Annotated in this window: 15 protein-coding genes; 9 read left to right on the top strand and 6 right to left on the bottom strand. The window is 73.9% G+C overall.

The annotated features are described in order from the left end of the window. Nucleotides 1-145: 145 nt before the first annotated feature. The 5 genes from L6E12_RS07630 to L6E12_RS07610 are packed head-to-tail and all read left to right on the top strand — an operon-like array spanning nucleotide 146 to nucleotide 4,557. Nucleotides 146-913 carry a hypothetical protein gene (locus tag L6E12_RS07630; protein WP_236227173.1) on the top strand — a complete coding sequence of 256 codons (768 nt, stop codon included), beginning with the start codon at nucleotides 146-148 and terminating at the stop codon, nucleotides 911-913. Further along, nucleotides 910-1,968, top strand: a complete 1,059-nt coding sequence (locus L6E12_RS07625; protein WP_236227172.1) for a hypothetical protein — start codon at nucleotides 910-912, stop codon at nucleotides 1,966-1,968. The genes L6E12_RS07630 and L6E12_RS07625 overlap by 4 nt, the downstream gene beginning before the upstream one ends. Further along, the gene (locus L6E12_RS07620) at nucleotides 1,965-2,990 is read left to right on the top strand and encodes a GNAT family N-acetyltransferase (protein WP_236227171.1); all 1,026 of its coding nucleotides are present in this window, start codon (nucleotides 1,965-1,967) and stop codon (nucleotides 2,988-2,990) included. The genes L6E12_RS07625 and L6E12_RS07620 overlap by 4 nt, the downstream gene beginning before the upstream one ends. After that, nucleotides 2,987-4,024 (top strand): GNAT family N-acetyltransferase, encoded by a 1,038-nt coding sequence (locus tag L6E12_RS07615; RefSeq protein WP_236227170.1) that lies wholly within the window; start codon nucleotides 2,987-2,989, stop codon nucleotides 4,022-4,024. The genes L6E12_RS07620 and L6E12_RS07615 overlap by 4 nt, the downstream gene beginning before the upstream one ends. Next, nucleotides 4,021-4,557, top strand: coding sequence for a hypothetical protein (locus L6E12_RS07610; RefSeq protein WP_236227169.1), 537 nt, complete (start codon nucleotides 4,021-4,023; stop codon nucleotides 4,555-4,557). The genes L6E12_RS07615 and L6E12_RS07610 overlap by 4 nt, the downstream gene beginning before the upstream one ends. 45 nt (nucleotides 4,558-4,602) lie before the next feature. Here the strand turns inward: L6E12_RS07610 and L6E12_RS07605 are convergent, their stop codons facing one another. Continuing rightward, complete coding sequence (locus tag L6E12_RS07605; protein WP_236227168.1) at nucleotides 4,603-5,487, bottom strand: helix-turn-helix transcriptional regulator; 885 nt, start codon at nucleotides 5,485-5,487, stop codon at nucleotides 4,603-4,605. 128 nt (nucleotides 5,488-5,615) lie between these two features. On the opposite strand from L6E12_RS07605, the gene L6E12_RS07600 reads away from it, so the two are divergent. After that, on the top strand, nucleotides 5,616-6,611 hold the full coding sequence (locus L6E12_RS07600) for an aldo/keto reductase (RefSeq protein ID WP_236227167.1): 996 nt from the start codon (nucleotides 5,616-5,618) through the stop codon (nucleotides 6,609-6,611). Nucleotides 6,612-6,684: 73 nt separating this feature from the next. Here L6E12_RS07600 and L6E12_RS07595 read toward each other — a convergent pair whose 3' ends face one another. Together L6E12_RS07595 and L6E12_RS07590 are read right to left on the bottom strand one after the other, a co-directional pair. After that, nucleotides 6,685-7,860: an LLM class flavin-dependent oxidoreductase gene (locus L6E12_RS07595; protein WP_236227166.1), complete on the bottom strand. Its 1,176-nt coding sequence runs from the start codon at nucleotides 7,858-7,860 to the stop codon at nucleotides 6,685-6,687. Nucleotides 7,861-7,958: 98 nt separating this feature from the next. Beyond that, nucleotides 7,959-8,372 carry a DUF1707 domain-containing protein gene (locus tag L6E12_RS07590; RefSeq protein ID WP_236227165.1) on the bottom strand — a complete coding sequence of 138 codons (414 nt, stop codon included), beginning with the start codon at nucleotides 8,370-8,372 and terminating at the stop codon, nucleotides 7,959-7,961. A 124-nt stretch (nucleotides 8,373-8,496) separates the two neighbouring features. Here L6E12_RS07590 and L6E12_RS07585 point away from each other — a divergent pair, with 124 nt between their 5' ends. Continuing rightward, complete coding sequence (locus L6E12_RS07585; RefSeq protein ID WP_236227164.1) at nucleotides 8,497-9,138, top strand: TetR/AcrR family transcriptional regulator; 642 nt, start codon at nucleotides 8,497-8,499, stop codon at nucleotides 9,136-9,138. A gap of 1 nt (nucleotide 9,139) precedes the next feature. Here L6E12_RS07585 and L6E12_RS07580 read toward each other — a convergent pair whose 3' ends face one another. Next, the gene (locus tag L6E12_RS07580) at nucleotides 9,140-10,156 is read right to left on the bottom strand and encodes an LLM class flavin-dependent oxidoreductase (RefSeq protein WP_236227163.1); all 1,017 of its coding nucleotides are present in this window, start codon (nucleotides 10,154-10,156) and stop codon (nucleotides 9,140-9,142) included. 137 nt (nucleotides 10,157-10,293) lie between these two features. On the opposite strand from L6E12_RS07580, the gene L6E12_RS07575 reads away from it, so the two are divergent. Both L6E12_RS07575 and L6E12_RS07570 read left to right on the top strand, forming a co-directional pair. Next, nucleotides 10,294-11,169 (top strand): NAD-dependent protein deacetylase, encoded by an 876-nt coding sequence (locus L6E12_RS07575; protein ID WP_236227162.1) that lies wholly within the window; start codon nucleotides 10,294-10,296, stop codon nucleotides 11,167-11,169. Between the two features lie 106 nt (nucleotides 11,170-11,275). After that, nucleotides 11,276-11,974, top strand: a complete 699-nt coding sequence (locus L6E12_RS07570) for a GNAT family N-acetyltransferase (RefSeq protein ID WP_236227161.1) — start codon at nucleotides 11,276-11,278, stop codon at nucleotides 11,972-11,974. Between the two features lie 198 nt (nucleotides 11,975-12,172). On the opposite strand, the gene L6E12_RS07565 is transcribed toward L6E12_RS07570, so the two are convergent. Both L6E12_RS07565 and L6E12_RS07560 read right to left on the bottom strand, forming a co-directional pair. After that, entirely contained in the window at nucleotides 12,173-13,384 is a 1,212-nt protein-coding gene (locus tag L6E12_RS07565; RefSeq protein WP_236227160.1) for a hypothetical protein, read from the bottom strand. Next, on the bottom strand, nucleotides 13,381-14,892 hold the full coding sequence (locus L6E12_RS07560; protein ID WP_236227159.1) for an alkaline phosphatase: 1,512 nt from the start codon (nucleotides 14,890-14,892) through the stop codon (nucleotides 13,381-13,383). Before L6E12_RS07560 ends, L6E12_RS07565 begins: the two co-directional genes overlap by 4 nt. Nucleotides 14,893-14,988 lie beyond the last annotated feature (96 nt).

The raw sequence follows: 14,988 nt of genomic DNA, 5'->3' as shown, positions 1-14,988 counted from the left end.
GAGCGGTGTGGATATAAGCCGCAAGTCCTGGACGGGGGTAGGCTTTTGCGGAGAAAGCCGCCATTCAGCGCATCGGCGTTACGACGATCGCCTTGCTCCGGGGGCGGGTTTGAAAACCGGCATCGCTCGGGATAACTTGCGCGGCATGGTCAAAACCGGTGTCGACGCGCTCTGGCGTACAGCATACCGGCGAGTGGTGCGGTCGGCTTTCGCCACGGTCCCGTTCTACCGGGAGCGCTGGGCGCTGGGGGGCCGCACCGAACCGCGGCTGGGCAGCGGGTCGGCCGAGGGCGCGGTGTCCACCGAGGACCTGGTGCGCGCGGCGGTCGACCTGGCCCCGCTCGCCGGTGGACCGACCGGGTTCGACCCGGTGCGCGGGCTCGGCGGGCTGCTGCCGCTGGCCCGGCCGACCGGGGGTGACGGCCTCCTGGTCGCGCTGGAGCACCCCGGCGCCCGCCCGGTCTGGGACCTGCCGCGCGGCTGGCGCGGCTGCCTGGTCGACGCCGAGGCGGACGACCCGGCCCTGCCGGAGGTCGGCGCGGCGCTCGGCGCCGGGCGCCCGGTGGTCGCCGTCGGACCGGACAAGGCGCTCGACGGGTTCACCGACCGCGTGCCGGGCGGCGACCGGGTCCACCGGGTGCCCCGGCGCGCGCTCGACCGGCTCGACAACGGCCCGTACGGCGTCCTGCACGACCCGGTGCTGGGCTACCTCGGCGTGCTGCGCGACTGCGGCTTGTGGCACCTGGACTGGACCCGCGTGTACGCCCGCCGCACCCGGGCGGGCCTGGCGTTCACCCTGCTCCGACAGCGGTCGCCCCGGCTGGTCGACGCGCTGGTCGGCGGTGGTGTGCCCGGCCGCGTCGAGTGGTGCCCGCGGCACGGGACCCCGGTGGTCCGGACGGTCGCAGGGTGACCACGGTCGAGGTGCACGACCCGCGGTCGGACCCGGAACCGACCGGGTGGCGGCGGTTCCAGAAGAAGGCGCGGCTGCTGCCGGTGTGGGACTACCGGCTGCTGGGCGTCGAGGCGTGGCTGGCGCGCAACCCGCCGGTCCTGGCCGTGGCGCGCGAGGGCGAGGAGACCGTCGGCGCGTTCGTGGCCATGGTGTGCCGGACCGTGCGCGAGCGCGCCTACGCCCCGCCGCCCGACACCCCGCACCGCGGGCTGGCCCCGCGCTGGGTGGAGGTCTACCTGCCCGCCCTGAGCGGCCACTCCGCGTGCGTGTTCCTGCCCGGTGTGGACGACGAGCGCAAGCGGGCGGCGGTGCGGGCGTTCGAGCGGGCCGTGGTCGACCGGCTCGGCCCCGGCCTGCTCGGGGTCGTCTACCGCGCGGTGGACCACGACCTGGGTCCGGTGCTGTCCGGGCGCGGCCGGGTCGCGCGGGAGATCGACCCGGTGGCGGTGCTGTCCGGCATCGACAGCGCCGAGGCGTGGGAGCGGCGGCTGCCGGACGCGGTGCGCGACCGGCTGGGCGCGGGCTCCCTGCGGGTCGAGTCCGCGGCGGCGCGGGCGGACCTCGACGCCAGGGAACTGGCCACGCTGCTCAACGAGCACCGGGCCCGGCAGGACGCGCGGGCCTGGCGGGAGGGGCAGCGGTCGCGGGTCGGCGGGCTGCACCTGGACACCCGCAGCCGGATCGCACCGTCCTACTTGGACGCGCTGGTCCGCCGCCCGGACGTCGTCACCACCACCTACCGCACCGCAGACGACGAGCTGGCCGCGTTCTCGGTGCTGCTCGACCACGAGGAGGGCGCCGCGTTGCAGCACTTCGCCGCCCGCCCCGGCAGCGGCCTGTGGGTCGACGCCTGCGCCAGGGCCGTGCGGCACACCGCCGACCGGGGCCGCCCGCTGCTGACCGCGGGCCGCACCCTGCTCGACCGCAAGGCCGCGCTGGGCTTCGGCACCCGACCGCTGGTGTCGGTCGCCGTTCCCCGACCGTTCCTGGGCAGACGAGGTCCGAGCAGATGACGACAACCGCGCCGACGAGGGCGCTGACCGCCACCGTGCTCGACCCCCGCCGCGACCCGGAACCGCCGGGGTGGGAGGGGTTCCGGGTGCGCCACGGCCTGCCCGCGCCCTGGGACTACCGCCTGCTCGGCATCGAGTCGGCGCACTCCCCCAGCCCGATCCTGCTGACCCTGCTGCACAGCGGGGGCGAGCTCGTCGCCGCGTTCGGATGCATGGTCGTGCGCCCGGTCCGCCTCGGCCCGACGCTCGCCGACACCCAGTTCCCCTGGCTGTCCGGCGTGCCGAGCTGGGTGTTCGACGACGGGCTGGACGCGGCCGACCGGCTCGCCGCCCGGCGCGTCTACGAGCGCGCGATCACCCGGCGGCTCGGCGCGTTCTGCGCGGGCGTGGTCTACCGCAACGTCGCACCGGACGGGGTGGGGCTGCTCGCCGGGCGCGGGCGGCTGGCCAAGGAGACGCTCGGGACCTCGGTGCTGGACAACACCTTCCCCGACTTCGAGGGCTGGCTGCGGGGCCTGACCAAGAGCAGGCGCAGCAGCGTGCGCGGTCAGATCAAGAAGGTCGCCGCCGACCCGGACCTCGTCGCGCGCACCGAGGGCGAGCGCGACGACCTCGACGGGGAGGTCTTGGCGGACCTGCTGCGCAGGCACCGAGCCCGGCTGGGCGAACCCCGCTTCGACTGGCGCGGCGGGGTTTCCGGGGCTTACCTGCACGAACTGGTGCGCCGGTCGGACGTGGCCACCACGACCTACCACGACACCGCGGGCACCCTGCTCGCCTTCGCCACCGCACTCGACAGCCCGAGCCTGGTGTTCCACCAGCACTGGGCCGCGCTGCCCCCGGAGGAGGGCGGCCGCAAGCACCTCTACTACGAGGGCTTCACCCGCGTGGTCCGCTACGCCCTCGAACGCGGCCGACCGGCGGTGACCGCCGGGCGCGGGATGGCGGAGGTCAAGGCGCAGCTCGGTTTCACCTACCGGCCGCTGCACACCGTCGCCGCGCCCAGGCCGGTGTGCCGGTGAGCGCGGTGGAGGTCCTCGACGCCCGGTTCGACGCCGAACCGGACTACTGGCCGGAGCTGACGGCCCGCGCCGGGCTGCGCGCGGACTGGTCGTGGCCGGTGCTGACCGCCCAGGCGTGGGCCGCGCGGGTGCCGCAACTGGTGACGGTCCTGCACGGGTCCGACGGTCCGACCGGGGTGGTGGCGTCGGGGTTCGTCGGGCCGACCACCCGCCGCCACCGGTTCGTCGGACCGCGCCGGGCGGGTGGGCTGGGTGGGCTGGACGTGCGCGCGCCGGGCACCAGCGCCGTGCCCGGCTGGTGGTTCGACACCGACGACGGCCACGGCGGCGTGCACCGGCTGCTCACGGAGTTCCTGCCCGGCATCCGCCGCGAACTCGGCGCGGGCGTGTGCGCGGCGCTGCTGCGGCAGGTGCCGGAGGAGGCGCTGCCGCTGGTGGAGAAGCGCGGCAGGCTCGTGCGCAAGACCGAACCGCTGGCCCACCTGCGCGCGGTCGGCGACCGCGAAGCGTGGCTGGCCACCCTGCCGCGCAAGCGCCGCCAACACCTGCGCAGGCTGTTCGACACGATCGACGACGACCCGACGATCACCGTCCGCACCGGCGGCGAGGTCGACCCGACCCGGGCGGCGGAACTGCTGCGGGTCAACCTGGAGAGCCACCGGGACGTGCCGATCGTCCCGCTGCCGCAGTTCGTCGGCCAGCTCACCGCGCTGCTCGCGCGCCCGGACGTGTCCACCATCGCCTACACCGACCCCCGCGACGACACCCTGCTGGCGCTGGGCGTGCTGCTTGATCACCCGGAGCTGCCGCTGGCCCGGCACTGGTCGGCGCTGCCGGAGGACGAGGGCGGCCGACCGGGGCTGTACTTCCACTTCTACGGTGAGCTCATGCGCTGGCTCCACGACACGGGCAGGCCCCGGGTGTCCCTCGGCAAGAAGATGGTCGACCTCAAGCGCTCCATGGGCGCGGAGTTCGTCGAGCAGTACGCCGCCGCCGTGCCGTTGCTTGGCTCGGCGCTGCCGGGCCTGTCGTGACCGTGCTGCTGGCCGGGGCCAACCCGGCGGTCACCCTGTCCGAGGACGGGGAACCGACGGTCTTCGCGTCCCTGTGGTCAGTCGACTGGTCGGTGGCGGGCCGGGGCACCGCGCTCGTCGTGTGGCACAGGGGGGCCGTGCGCGTCCTGACCACCACCCCGACCCTGGGGACCTGGCTGGAGCGCACCTTCGTCCGCCACTTCCCGGAGACCGAACACCTCCCCTGGCCCACCCCCACCGTCGAGGCCGCCCCGGTCACCTGCCACATCGACCTGGCCACCGGCGTCACCGCCCACGCCGCCGACGTCACCCTCACCATGTCCGACCCGATGCACCACCGCCCGTTCACCACCGACGCCTTCCCCCTCGACGGCGTCCCGCACGGCCTGACCCTGCTGCTGGCCCCGATGCGCACGGCGGCGGTCACCATCGGCGGCACCCCGGTCCCCGGCCGCGTCACCCACACCGGCCCCGACGACCGCCCGACCTCCTCGGCCTTCGCCACCACGGCCGAGGTGTGGACCAAGGGCTGACGCGCACCCGGCCGGGGTACGGCGCCCGAGGCGTGCGCAGGCGGATCAGGAGTTGCCCGGAGCCGGGTCGGGAGGTGACCCGCGCCCGACCGCCCCGGTGGGGAACTCCTCGACGCCGAGCACCCGCAGCAGGTCCAGCCGCTCCCTGGTCGCGGTGTCGGCCGGGGTGAGCACCAGAAGCTCCTGACCCTGGTCGGGGGTCACCAGGGTTTCGCAGTCCATCAGCAGGCGGCCCACCCGCGGGTGCAGCAGGGTCTTGCGGTCGGAGCGCCGGACCGCCACCTCGTGCTCGGCCCAGAGCGCGCGGAAGTCGGCGCTCGCCGCCCGCAGCCGGTCGACGAGCCCGGCGACCACGGGGTCACCGGAACGGCGGCCCGCGACCGCGCGCAGGTCGGCCACGAGCCTGCGGGTGTGGTGCTCCCGCTCCTCGGGCGGGCTGACCGCGCGGGCGGCGGGCTCGGTGAACCAGCGGTACACCGCGTAGCGCCGGTCGCCGGTCAGGTCGGTGTGGTCGCCGGTGAGCAGGACGGCGGCCCGGTTCTGGGCGAGGACCTCGCCCAGGTCGGACAGCACCAGGGCCGGGGTGTCGCCGAGCAGGTCGAGCAGGCGCACCAGACCCGCGCGGGCCTGGCGGGCCACCCCGTCGGCGGGCGGGGGCCGGTGACCCGCCAGGTGGAACAGGTGGTCGCGTTCGTCGTCGGACAGGCGCAGCGCCCGGGCCAGCGCACCGAGGAGCTGGGGCGAGGGCTGACTGCTGCGGCCCTGCTCGATGCGCACCACGTAGTCCACCGACATGCCCGCGAGCATGGCCACCTCCTCGCGGCGCAACCCGGTGGTGCGGCGGCGGGGCCCGCGGGCGATGCCGACCTCGGCCGGGCGGATCGCCTCGCGGCGGCGGCGCAGGAAGTCGGCGAGCTGGTCGCGGTGCACCTCCCCATGCTCCCCCGCGGTGGCGGGCCGAGCCAGGGAGCGGCTCTCCCACGATGAACGCTCCGCTCGTGCGGGTCGCCGGGCGGGCGCAGGGTGGGACCGGCAGATCGACGACGGAGGAGAACGCGATGCGGACACGAACCCTGGGCCGGACCGGGCCCGCCGTTTCAGCGCTGGGCCTGGGCGCGATGGCCATGTCGGGCGCGTACGGCGCGGCCGACCGCGCGGAGGCCGTCGCCACCGTGCACGCCGCGCTGGAGGCGGGCGTCACGCTGGTCGACACCGCCGACTTCTACGCCATGGGGCACAACGAGTTGCTGCTCGCCGAGGCGCTGCGCGGGCGGGACCGGGACAGCTACGTGCTGAGCGTCAAGTTCGGCGCGCTGCGCGGGCCCGGCCCCGAGTTCGGCGGGCAGGACAACCGCCCCGAGGCGGTGAAGAACTTCCTGGCCCACTCGCTGACCCGGCTGGGCACCGACCACGTCGACACCTACCGCCCGGCCCGGCTGGACCCGGCGGTGCCGATCGAGGAGACGGTGGGCGCGATCAAGGAGATGATCGACGCCGGGCACGTGCGGCACCTCGGCCTCTCCGAGGTCGACGCCACCACGATCCGCCGGGCCCACGCCGTGCACCCGGTCGCGGACCTGCAGATCGAGTACTCGCTGCTGTCCCGCGCGGTGGAGGCGGACGTCCTGCCCACGCTGCGGGAACTCGGCATCGGCCTGACCGCCTACGGCGTCCTCGGCCGCGGTCTCATCTCCGGGCACTGGACCGCGGACCGCTCCGCGGAGCCGGGCGACAGCCGCAGCGCAGGCCCCCGGTTCGTCAGGGGGAACGTGGAGCACAACCTCGGTCTCGTGGAGGCGCTGCGCCGGGTCGCCGAGGCGAAGGGGTGCACCGTCGCGCAGTTGGCCATCGCCTGGGTGGCCGCCCAGGGCGCGGACATCGTGCCGCTGGTCGGCGCCCGCACCCGCGAACGCCTGGCCGAGGCACTGCCCGCGGTGGAGTTGCACCTGACCGCGGACGACCTCGCCGAGGTCGAGCGGGCGGTGCCGCCGGGCGCGGCCCGCGGCGACCGCTACCCCACCGCGTTCATGTCCGGCCTCGGCGTGGGGAACTGAGCCCGGCGCCCCGGCGGGACACGGGTCCCGCCTCGGCGCCGGGCTCGGATCGATCGACAGGCCGCCGAGGGCCTCAGTCGGTGTCGAACTCGCTGATCAGCTCGCCGGTGAGGCGGATGCTGGTGGTGACCTCCTCGTCGCCGAGGCCGCCCATCTGGTGCAGGCACAGCAGGCGGTCGATGCCCAGGTCGGCGTAGGCGCGCAGCTTCTTGCGGCAGGTCTCGGGGCTGCCGACGATGAGCGAGTTCTGCGCGCTGAGGATCTCGAACAGCTCGTCCTCCGGCACGTCCTCGCCGCCGAGGATGCGGCCGATGAGCATGGCCGCGGGGGTGGGGGCGTCGCCCGCCTCGGCGCGCAGGAACTCGCCTGCGGCGCCGCCGCCGTCGGGGGAGGCGAGCAGCTTCTCGTTGCGCTCCATGGCGAGGCGGAAGTCGGTGGCCGCCTCGAAGAAGGTCAGCGCGCGGGTGCTGTACCAGGCGGCGGCCGCGGCGGCGCCGTTGCGCATGGCCTGCTCGTCGGTCTCCGCGCAGTGCACGAAGGTGAAGAAGCCGACCTGGTTGTTGACGAACGCGCCAACGGGCTCGGTGCACGCCTCGGCCGCGGCCCGGTACAGGCCGATCATCCGCTCGGCGCGCTCCAGCGACTCCCACATCGTCGTGCCGAGCACGCCGACCCCGCGCCTGCCCGCTTCCTCGAACGACGCCGGGTTGGCCGCCGCCTGCCACAGCGGGGGGTGCGGGGTCTGGTACGGCTTGGGCAGGATCGGCACGTCCTCGATGGTGAAACCGTCGCCGTCGTGGGAGAAGCGGTCGCTGGTCCACATCTTCGGGATCATCTCGAACGCGGCCTGCGTCTGCGGGCGCACGTCGTCGGAGTCGATGTTGAACAGCCGCCACTCGGGCACCGTGGACCGGGTCAACCCCAGCTCGACCCGGCCGCCGCTGAGGTGGTCGAGCGTGGCCGCCCGCTCGGCGACCCGGATCGGGTGGTTGAACCGGCTCGGCGCCAGCACCGCGGAGTGCCCGAGCCGGATCCGGCTGGTGCGCTGCGAAATCGCGGCCAGCACCATCTCCGGCGCCGACGACAGGCTGAACTCCTCGGCCCCGTGGTGCTCGACCTGCCACCAGCAGCCGTAGCCCAGCTCGTCGGCCAGCTCGGCCTGGGCCAGGGCCTGGCGGAACCGGCGCTGTTCCTGGTCCGGGCCCCAGGGGCGGGGGTTCTGGATCTCGTTGAAAATGTCGATCTTCACTGGCGTGCCTCTTCCTCACCGGACGGCGGTGTCCAGGAGGAGTCAGCGCACGACGGCCGCGCGTTAGGGGCAGCCGACGAGTCGTCACAAACCTGGTATCAGCCCCGCCAGGCGGGGGTGCGGCGGGCCTGCTTGGCGGCGTGCGCGGTGGTGGCGCGGTAGGTGACCGCGGCGATGGCGATGGTGGGGATCAGCAGCCAGACCGGCCAGAAGTAGACGTCGTCGTCCATCTGGAAGCGGACCAGTGCCCAGACGCCCAGGTTGATCACCAGGGTGACGGTCCACCACAGCCAGACGATGCGGACCCACTTGGGCACCGACGACCGCCGCTCGGGGCGGGCGTGGGACACCGCGGGCAGGTCGGCGAAGATCTTGGCCAGTTCGCCGTAGGTCGTCGCGCGGTTCACGCCGTCGAGCCTGGTGTCGTACTCGGCCAGGCTGAGCCTGCCCTGGGCGTGCGCGGCCCGCAGTTCCTCGGCCGCGCCGCGCCGGTCCTCGTCCGAGATCCGCATGTTCCGTTGTTGCTGCGCCATGCCCGCACGTCCCCTCACCTGATCTGACACGCCTTCGTGTCACAACATCTGACACGAAACGATGTCAGTAAGCTCCGGTCATGGTCAAGCAACGGCAACACCTGTGACCGGGGTCACCACCGACGGTCGTCGGTACGGCGGCCAGGACGCGGGCCAGCGCCAGGCCGAGCGGCGGGCCCGGCTGCTGGCCGCGGGCCTGGAGCTGTTCGGCACCGAGGGCTACGCCGCCTCCTCGGTGAAGCAGGTGTGCGCCGAGGCGGGCCTGACCCAGCGCTACTTCTACGAGTCGTTCACCGAGCGCGAGCAGTTGCTCCGCGCCGTCTTCGACGAGCAGGCCGCCCTGGTGCGGGCGGCCGTGGAGACCGCCGTGGCCGCCGCGGGCGAACAGGTCGAGAGCCGGATCCGGGCCGGGCTCACCGCGCTGATCGACACCATGTCCGCCGACCGGCGCCGGGCCAGGGTGATGGTCATCGAGATCGTCGGCGTCAGCCCGGAACTGGAGGCCCGCCGCCGCGAGGTGCTGCACGCGTTCGTCCGCTACATCGCCGCCCTGGTGCCCGAGGAGGCCGAGACGCCCGCGCCGCACCAGTTGGAGACCGGGGTGATGGTGCTCGTCGGCGGGGTCAACGAGGTGCTGGTGGACCAGACCCTCGGCTACCGCTCGGCCACCACCCCGGAGCTGGTGGACATCATCACGGCCCTGTTCATGGGCGGCCTCCGGGCGCTGGGCACCCGGTCGAGGTAGCTCACGCGGTCGGTTCCCACCCCAGCGCGGGTCCGAGGTGGGTGGCGACGTCGGTGAGGATCTGCACGTAGTCCTCGTGCTCGAAGGTGAACGGCAGCGCGAACGCCACCTCCGTGACCTGCTGGAACGCCGCGTTCTCGGACAGCCGCTCGGCGATCTGCGCGGACGTGCCGACCAGGTCGGGGGCGAACACCACCCGGGCCGGGCCCTGCGGTTCGGCGGTGCGCGGGGTGCGGCCTGCCACGTACTCCTCGTACTTCGCCCGCTGCGCCGGGGTCGCGGAGTCGGTCGGGATGACCACCAGGCCCTGGGAGACACGCGCCCTGTCACCCAGGGGGTGGTGTTCGCGGAACCGCAGGATCTGCGCGAGCTGGATGCTGTCGAAGTCCTGTTCGGTGTCCCCCGCGCGGACCACGTTGCTGGTCAGGAAGTTCAACCCCTGCTCACCGGCCCACTGCGCCGAGCGCAGGCTGCCGCCGCCGTACCAGAGGCGCTCGGCCAGCCCCGCCGCGTGCGGCTCCACCCGGTCGGAGAACACCTCGATGCCCTCGGTGCCGCTGAACCCGGTCACCTTCTCCCCGCGCACCGCCGACAGCAACCGCTCCACGCGGCGGTAGCTGAAGTCCTCGACGTCGGCGGTGTCCGGGTAGAGCGCATCCTTGAGCCGGTCGTAGTGCATCGGCGGGCCGACGCTGATGCCCGGGTTGAGCCGCCCGCCGGAGAGCACGTCGACCGTCGCCAGGTCCTCCGCCAGCCGGATCGGGTTCTCCCAGCCCAGCGGGATCACGGCGGTGCCCAGCGCGATCCGGCTGGTGCGCTGGGTGGCTGCGGCCAGCAGCGCCACCGGGGAGGAGATGCCGTGCTGAAGGTGCCGGTGGCGCACCCACGCGCTGTCGAACCCGAGCCGCTCCCCCAGCTCGATGACCTCCAACGTGGACTCGTGCCCCGGCCGGGGGTCGTCCGGGTCGAACAGCCCGATCGTCAGGAAGCCCAGCCTCCGCAAGGGTTCCGCACCCACCACGCCACCTCCGCCGTCCACGGTCCGCTGCCGCCAGTCTCCCCCGCAGGCGCCCGCGATCCACCGACTGGGAAACCCCTGGTGGGCGGGTCCGCCGGAGCGGGCGAGCACTGTCCGGGCGGACGTAGGATGGACGCATGCGCACCCGGCCGACCCTGAGCTGGACGGCCAGCGGACCGCCGCTGCCCAGGACCACCCGCCTGGACGAGGTCGTCGAACTGGTGGACCGCGGCGGCGTGCTGGTGCTCAGCGGCGCGGGCCTGTCCACCGAATCGGGCATCCCGGACTACCGGGGCGCGGCGGGCAGCCTGCGCAAGCACACCCCCATGACCTACGGCGAGTTCGTCGCCGACCCCGACGCCCGCCGCCGCTACTGGGCGCGCAGCCACGTCGGCTGGCGCACCATCGCCCGCGCCGCCCCGAACGCGGGCCACCGCGCCGTCACCGCCCTGCACGCCCGCGGCCACCTGACCGGCGTCATCACCCAGAACGTCGACGGCCTGCACCAGGCCGCGGGCACCCCCGACGTGGTCGAACTGCACGGCGGCCTGGACCGGGTCGTCTGCCTGTCCTGCCGCGAACTCACCCCGCGCGAGGACCTGGACCGCCGCCTCGGCGAGGCCAACCCCGACTTCCACGCCGAAGCCGCCCCGATCAACCCCGACGGCGACGTCGACCTCGACGACACCGCGGTGGCCGACTTCCGGGTGGTCGCCTGCCGCACCTGCGACGGCGTCCTCAAACCCGACGTGGTCTTCTTCGGCGAGAACGTCCCCCGCCCCCGGGTGGACCTGTGCAACACCCTGGTCGACGCGGCGGCCTCGGTGCTGGTCCTGGGCTCCTCGCTGACGGTGATGTCCGGCCTCCGCTTCGTCCGCCGGGCCGCCACCACCGCCACCCCCGTCGCCATCATCAACCGAGGCGAAACCCGCGGCGACCCGCACGCCACCCACCGGGTCGACCTGCCCCTGGGCCACGCGCTGACGGAGCTGTCGAACAGGCTGGCGGGCTGACCCCGCCCCGGCTCCCGAGCAGTGGGATCACCCGCGACGCGGAATACCGGCCGGCGCGCGCGGGTTCACCCCCGGTGTCGGAGCGGGATGGACCGGAGGGGCGGGCATGACGGCCGAGCAGGTGCTGGACAACGCGACGTGGGCGTCGCTGACCGGGGCGCACGCCCGGCTCGCCGAACGGCACGGCCGGGTGGCCCGCTACCCGGTGGACGTCTCCCCGTTCGCGGCCGTGCAGCCCGGGGTGTCGGCGTGGGACGAGGTCGCGGAACTGGCGGGCGCGGGGAACGAGATCTTCTTCCCCGGCCTGGACACCCCACCCGAGGGCTGGGAGGCAACGCTGTCCATCCCCGGTGTGCAACTGGTGGACGCCGGGGTCGAGGGAGCAGCGGACCCCGAGGCCGTGCGGCTGACGGTCGCGGACGTCCCGGAGATGCTGGCCCTGGCGCAGCGCACCCAACCCGGCCCGTTCCTGCCCCGCACCATCGAGCTCGGCACCTACCTGGGCATCCGCCGAGGCGGCGAACTGGTCGCCATGGCCGGAGAACGCCTGCACCCACCCGGCTGGACCGAGATCAGCGCCGTCTGCACCGACGAGTCCCAGCGCGGCCAGGGGCTGGCAACCCGACTGGTCCGCGCCCTCGTCGCGGGCATCCGCGAACGCGGCGAACGCCCGTTCCTGCACACGCCCGCAACCAACACCAACGCCATCCGCCTCTACGAGGCACTCGGCTTCCGCCTGCGCCGCGAGGTTTCCTTCACCTCGGTCCGCGTGCCCCAACCCGCCGCCACGCACAGCACGGGGTGACCTCGTCCTTGAGAGAACAGGCAGGGCAGCAGGCGTCGACGTGATGTTGCTCGAACGCCGCTGGACTCCTGGAACACCTCTGCCCCCGCCACCCCGGCGGGCAGCGGGTTCGACGGGGTGTGGAACGCGTCGCCATCGGGACCCTGGGGTGCCTCGGCCGCCTTGACCACCGGTGCGGGCGCCGCCGACACGGTCGACTCACCAGGTGCTGTTCAGCAACCCGGTGCCCAGATAGACCTGATCCGCCCCGTTGCCGTCGTTGTCGTCGGTGTAGGCGACGGTGAGCTGACCCCACGCGTCGACGCCGAGGGCGGGCTGCTCCTGGCGGCCGGTGGCGGTCTTGACCGCGGCGAGGCGGGGCAGCCTGCCGGTGGCGGTGCCGTCGGCGTTGAGGCCCTGGGCGAACACGTCCTGGCCCGCGGTCCACGCGACGGCGACGCCGCGCTGGTCGTCGATGCCCACCTGGGGGTCCGCACCCGCCAGGACGGTGTCCGCGCCCGCCGCGGCGGTGCCCGCGGCGGTGAAGGAGCGGACGGCGGTCGCGGCGGTCCCGGTGTGGTCGGTCTCCCAGGCCACGGCGAAGTCACCGGCGAAGTTCGCCGCGACCGACGGGTGCCGCTGCTGGCCCGCGGTGGTCGCGTTGGCGACCACCTGCGCCCGCTTGACCCCACCGGCCGGGGTCAGCACCTTGAGGCCGACGTTGAACGAGCCGTTGGCGTCACCGTCCTCGTCCCACACCACCGCGGCGTTGCCCGCCGCCCCCACGGCCACGTCCGGGCGCTGGTGGGTGCCGCCCGCGGCGTGGACCTGGGCCTCGTAGGTCTTCGACGTCACCGACGCGAAGCCCGCGACGCGGACCGTGGGCGCGGTCGTGTCCTGCTTGTCCTCCCACACCACCGCGAAACCCGGGCTGTCCGGGTCGGCGGCCACGGCCGGGTCGAGCTGCTGGCCGTCGGAGGAGGCGTTGGCGGTCGCGGAACCGGAGACGGTGCCGTCGGTGCGGACCGCGCGGACGGCGATGTTGTAGTAGCCGTTGCCGTCGCCGTCCGCGGCCCACACCACGACGGCGGTGCCGTCGTCGTGCAGCGCCACGTCCGGGTGCAGGTGGGTCCAGTTTCCGGTGCCGCCCGCGGACAGCTTGGTCTCGTAGCGGGACACGCCGTCCTTGAACAGGCGGAGGAAGACCTCGCTGTGCAGCGCGTCCCCGGCGTCGCGGTCGTCCTCCCAGGCCACGGCGGTCCACCCGTTGCGGACCGCGGAGACCGCGGCGTTGTGCTGGTTGCCGGTGGAGACGGAATTGGCCGTGGTCCAGGTGATGTCCGCGGGGGTGGTGCCCGCCGCGGCGGCGGTGTGGGTGGTGAGGGCGGCGCTCAGCAGCGCCGCCGCCAGCACGGGGATCGTCTTGTTCACGGCGCCTGCAATCCGGGGTTGTCGGCCTCGATGACGTAGCTGCCCACGGTCTTCACCGGGTAGTCGCGCACGGTGACCCGGTCGACCGCCCGGAAGTCCACCGCCATCCGGGTCGAACTGGTGACGGTGCGGACGTAGCCGCGCAGGTTCTTGTGGAACTTCACGTGCGGGTTCAGCGAGGAGAGCCCGTTGTCCGAGGCGTTCCCGTCACCGCCGGAGGTGACCGAGGTGGTCACCAGCTCGGTGCCGACGACCCGGTCCTGCGCGGTGTAGTCCCGCATCAGGTTCGACGCCCACGAGCGGTGCACGTCACCGGTCAGGACCACGGTGCCCCGGTTTCCCTGGGCGTCCCACCCGCGCTGGAGCCGGTCGCGGTTGGCGGTGTAGCCGTCCCAGGCGTCCATGCTGCGCGCGCCGTCGGCGGAGGCGAGCTTCTGCGCGAAGAACACCTGCTGGCCCAGGAAGTCCCAGGTGCCCAGCTTCTGCCGCATCCCGTCCAGCAGCCACGCCTCCTGCGCCGCCCCGGTCAGCGTGCGGGTCGGCGCGTCGGCCTCCGGGCACACCTTGCTGCCGTCGCCGCAGGCCTGGTCGTCGCGGTACTGGCGGGTGTCGAGCATGTGGAAGGTGGCCAGGCTCCCCCACCGGATGCGCCGGTAGAGCTGCATGTCCGCCCCGGCGGGCACCTGCGCGGCGCGCAGCGGCATGTGCTCGTAGTACGCCTTGTAGGCGGCGGTGCGGCGGGCGCGGAAGTCACCGGCGGGCGAACTGTCGTTGCGGATGAGCCCGGCGTAGTTGTTCTCCACCTCGTGGTCGTCCCAGACCGGCACCCAGGGCGCGATCGCGTGCGCGGCCTGAAGATCCGGGTCGGTCTTGTACTGGGCGTGGCGGATGCGGTAGTCGGCCAAGTCGTCGATCTCCACGGTGGGCGCGTGCTTGCGCACGGCGGTGCTGCTCGCCGCGCCCTCGTAGATGTAGTCGCCCAGGTGCAGGATCAGGTCGGGGCGCTCCTCGGCCATCCGCCGGTACGCGGTGAAGTAGCCCGCCTCGTAGTGCGAGCACGAGGTGAACAGCATGGTCAGCTCCGGGCTGGTGCCCACCGCAGGAGCCGTCCTGGCCCGCCCCACCTGGGAGATGAACCCGGAGGCGCGGAAGCGGTACCAGTACTCGCGGCCCGGTTGCAGGCCGGTGACCTCGACGTGCACGCTGTGCGCCCAGGTCCGCGCGGCGGTGGCGGTCCCGGACCGCACCACCTGGGTGAACCGCTCGTCCGCAGCCACCTGCCACTCCACCGGCACCGCCGTGTCGGGCATCCCGCCCAGGCCGTCGGCGTTGAGCGGGCTCGGCGCCAGCCGGGTCCACAGGACGAACCCGTCCGCCGCCGGATCACCCGAGGCCACGCCCAGGGTGAACGGGTAGCTGATCGCGTTGGCGGCGTGGGGCGCCAGGAGCACCGTCCCCACCCCGGTCAGACCGCCGAGGATGAAAGTACGTCTCCGCAATGAGGTCACGGGGGTTTACAAGTACGGGGTCCAGGTGATCCACAGCGGTCGTCGAGGTGGCCTCCGGCCGAACGCGGCCGGAACCCGGGGGGGTGCAGGCGAGCC

The sequence above is a fragment of the Actinokineospora sp. PR83 genome, from assembly GCF_021056305.1.
In the GTDB taxonomy this organism is placed as follows: domain Bacteria; phylum Actinomycetota; class Actinomycetes; order Mycobacteriales; family Pseudonocardiaceae; genus Actinokineospora; species Actinokineospora spheciospongiae.
Note: the sequence above shows the minus strand (reverse complement) of the source record. Positions and strands in the feature narration are given on the sequence as shown.

Bases quoted from the DNA above. Each gene is read 5' to 3' on its own strand.
- L6E12_RS07590 (WP_236227165.1), bottom strand. From the start codon at position 8,372: ATGCGGATCTCGGACGAGGACCGGCGCGGCGCGGCCGAGGAACTGCGG.
- L6E12_RS07570 (WP_236227161.1), top strand. From the start codon at position 11,276: ATGACGGCCGAGCAGGTGCTGGACAACGCGACGTGGGCGTCGCTGACC.
- L6E12_RS07575 (WP_236227162.1), top strand. From the start codon at position 10,294: ATGCGCACCCGGCCGACCCTGAGCTGGACGGCCAGCGGACCGCCGCTG.
- L6E12_RS07620 (WP_236227171.1), top strand. From the start codon at position 1,965: ATGACGACAACCGCGCCGACGAGGGCGCTGACCGCCACCGTGCTCGAC.
- L6E12_RS07600 (WP_236227167.1), top strand. From the start codon at position 5,616: ATGCGGACACGAACCCTGGGCCGGACCGGGCCCGCCGTTTCAGCGCTG.
- L6E12_RS07630 (WP_236227173.1), top strand. From the start codon at position 146: ATGGTCAAAACCGGTGTCGACGCGCTCTGGCGTACAGCATACCGGCGA.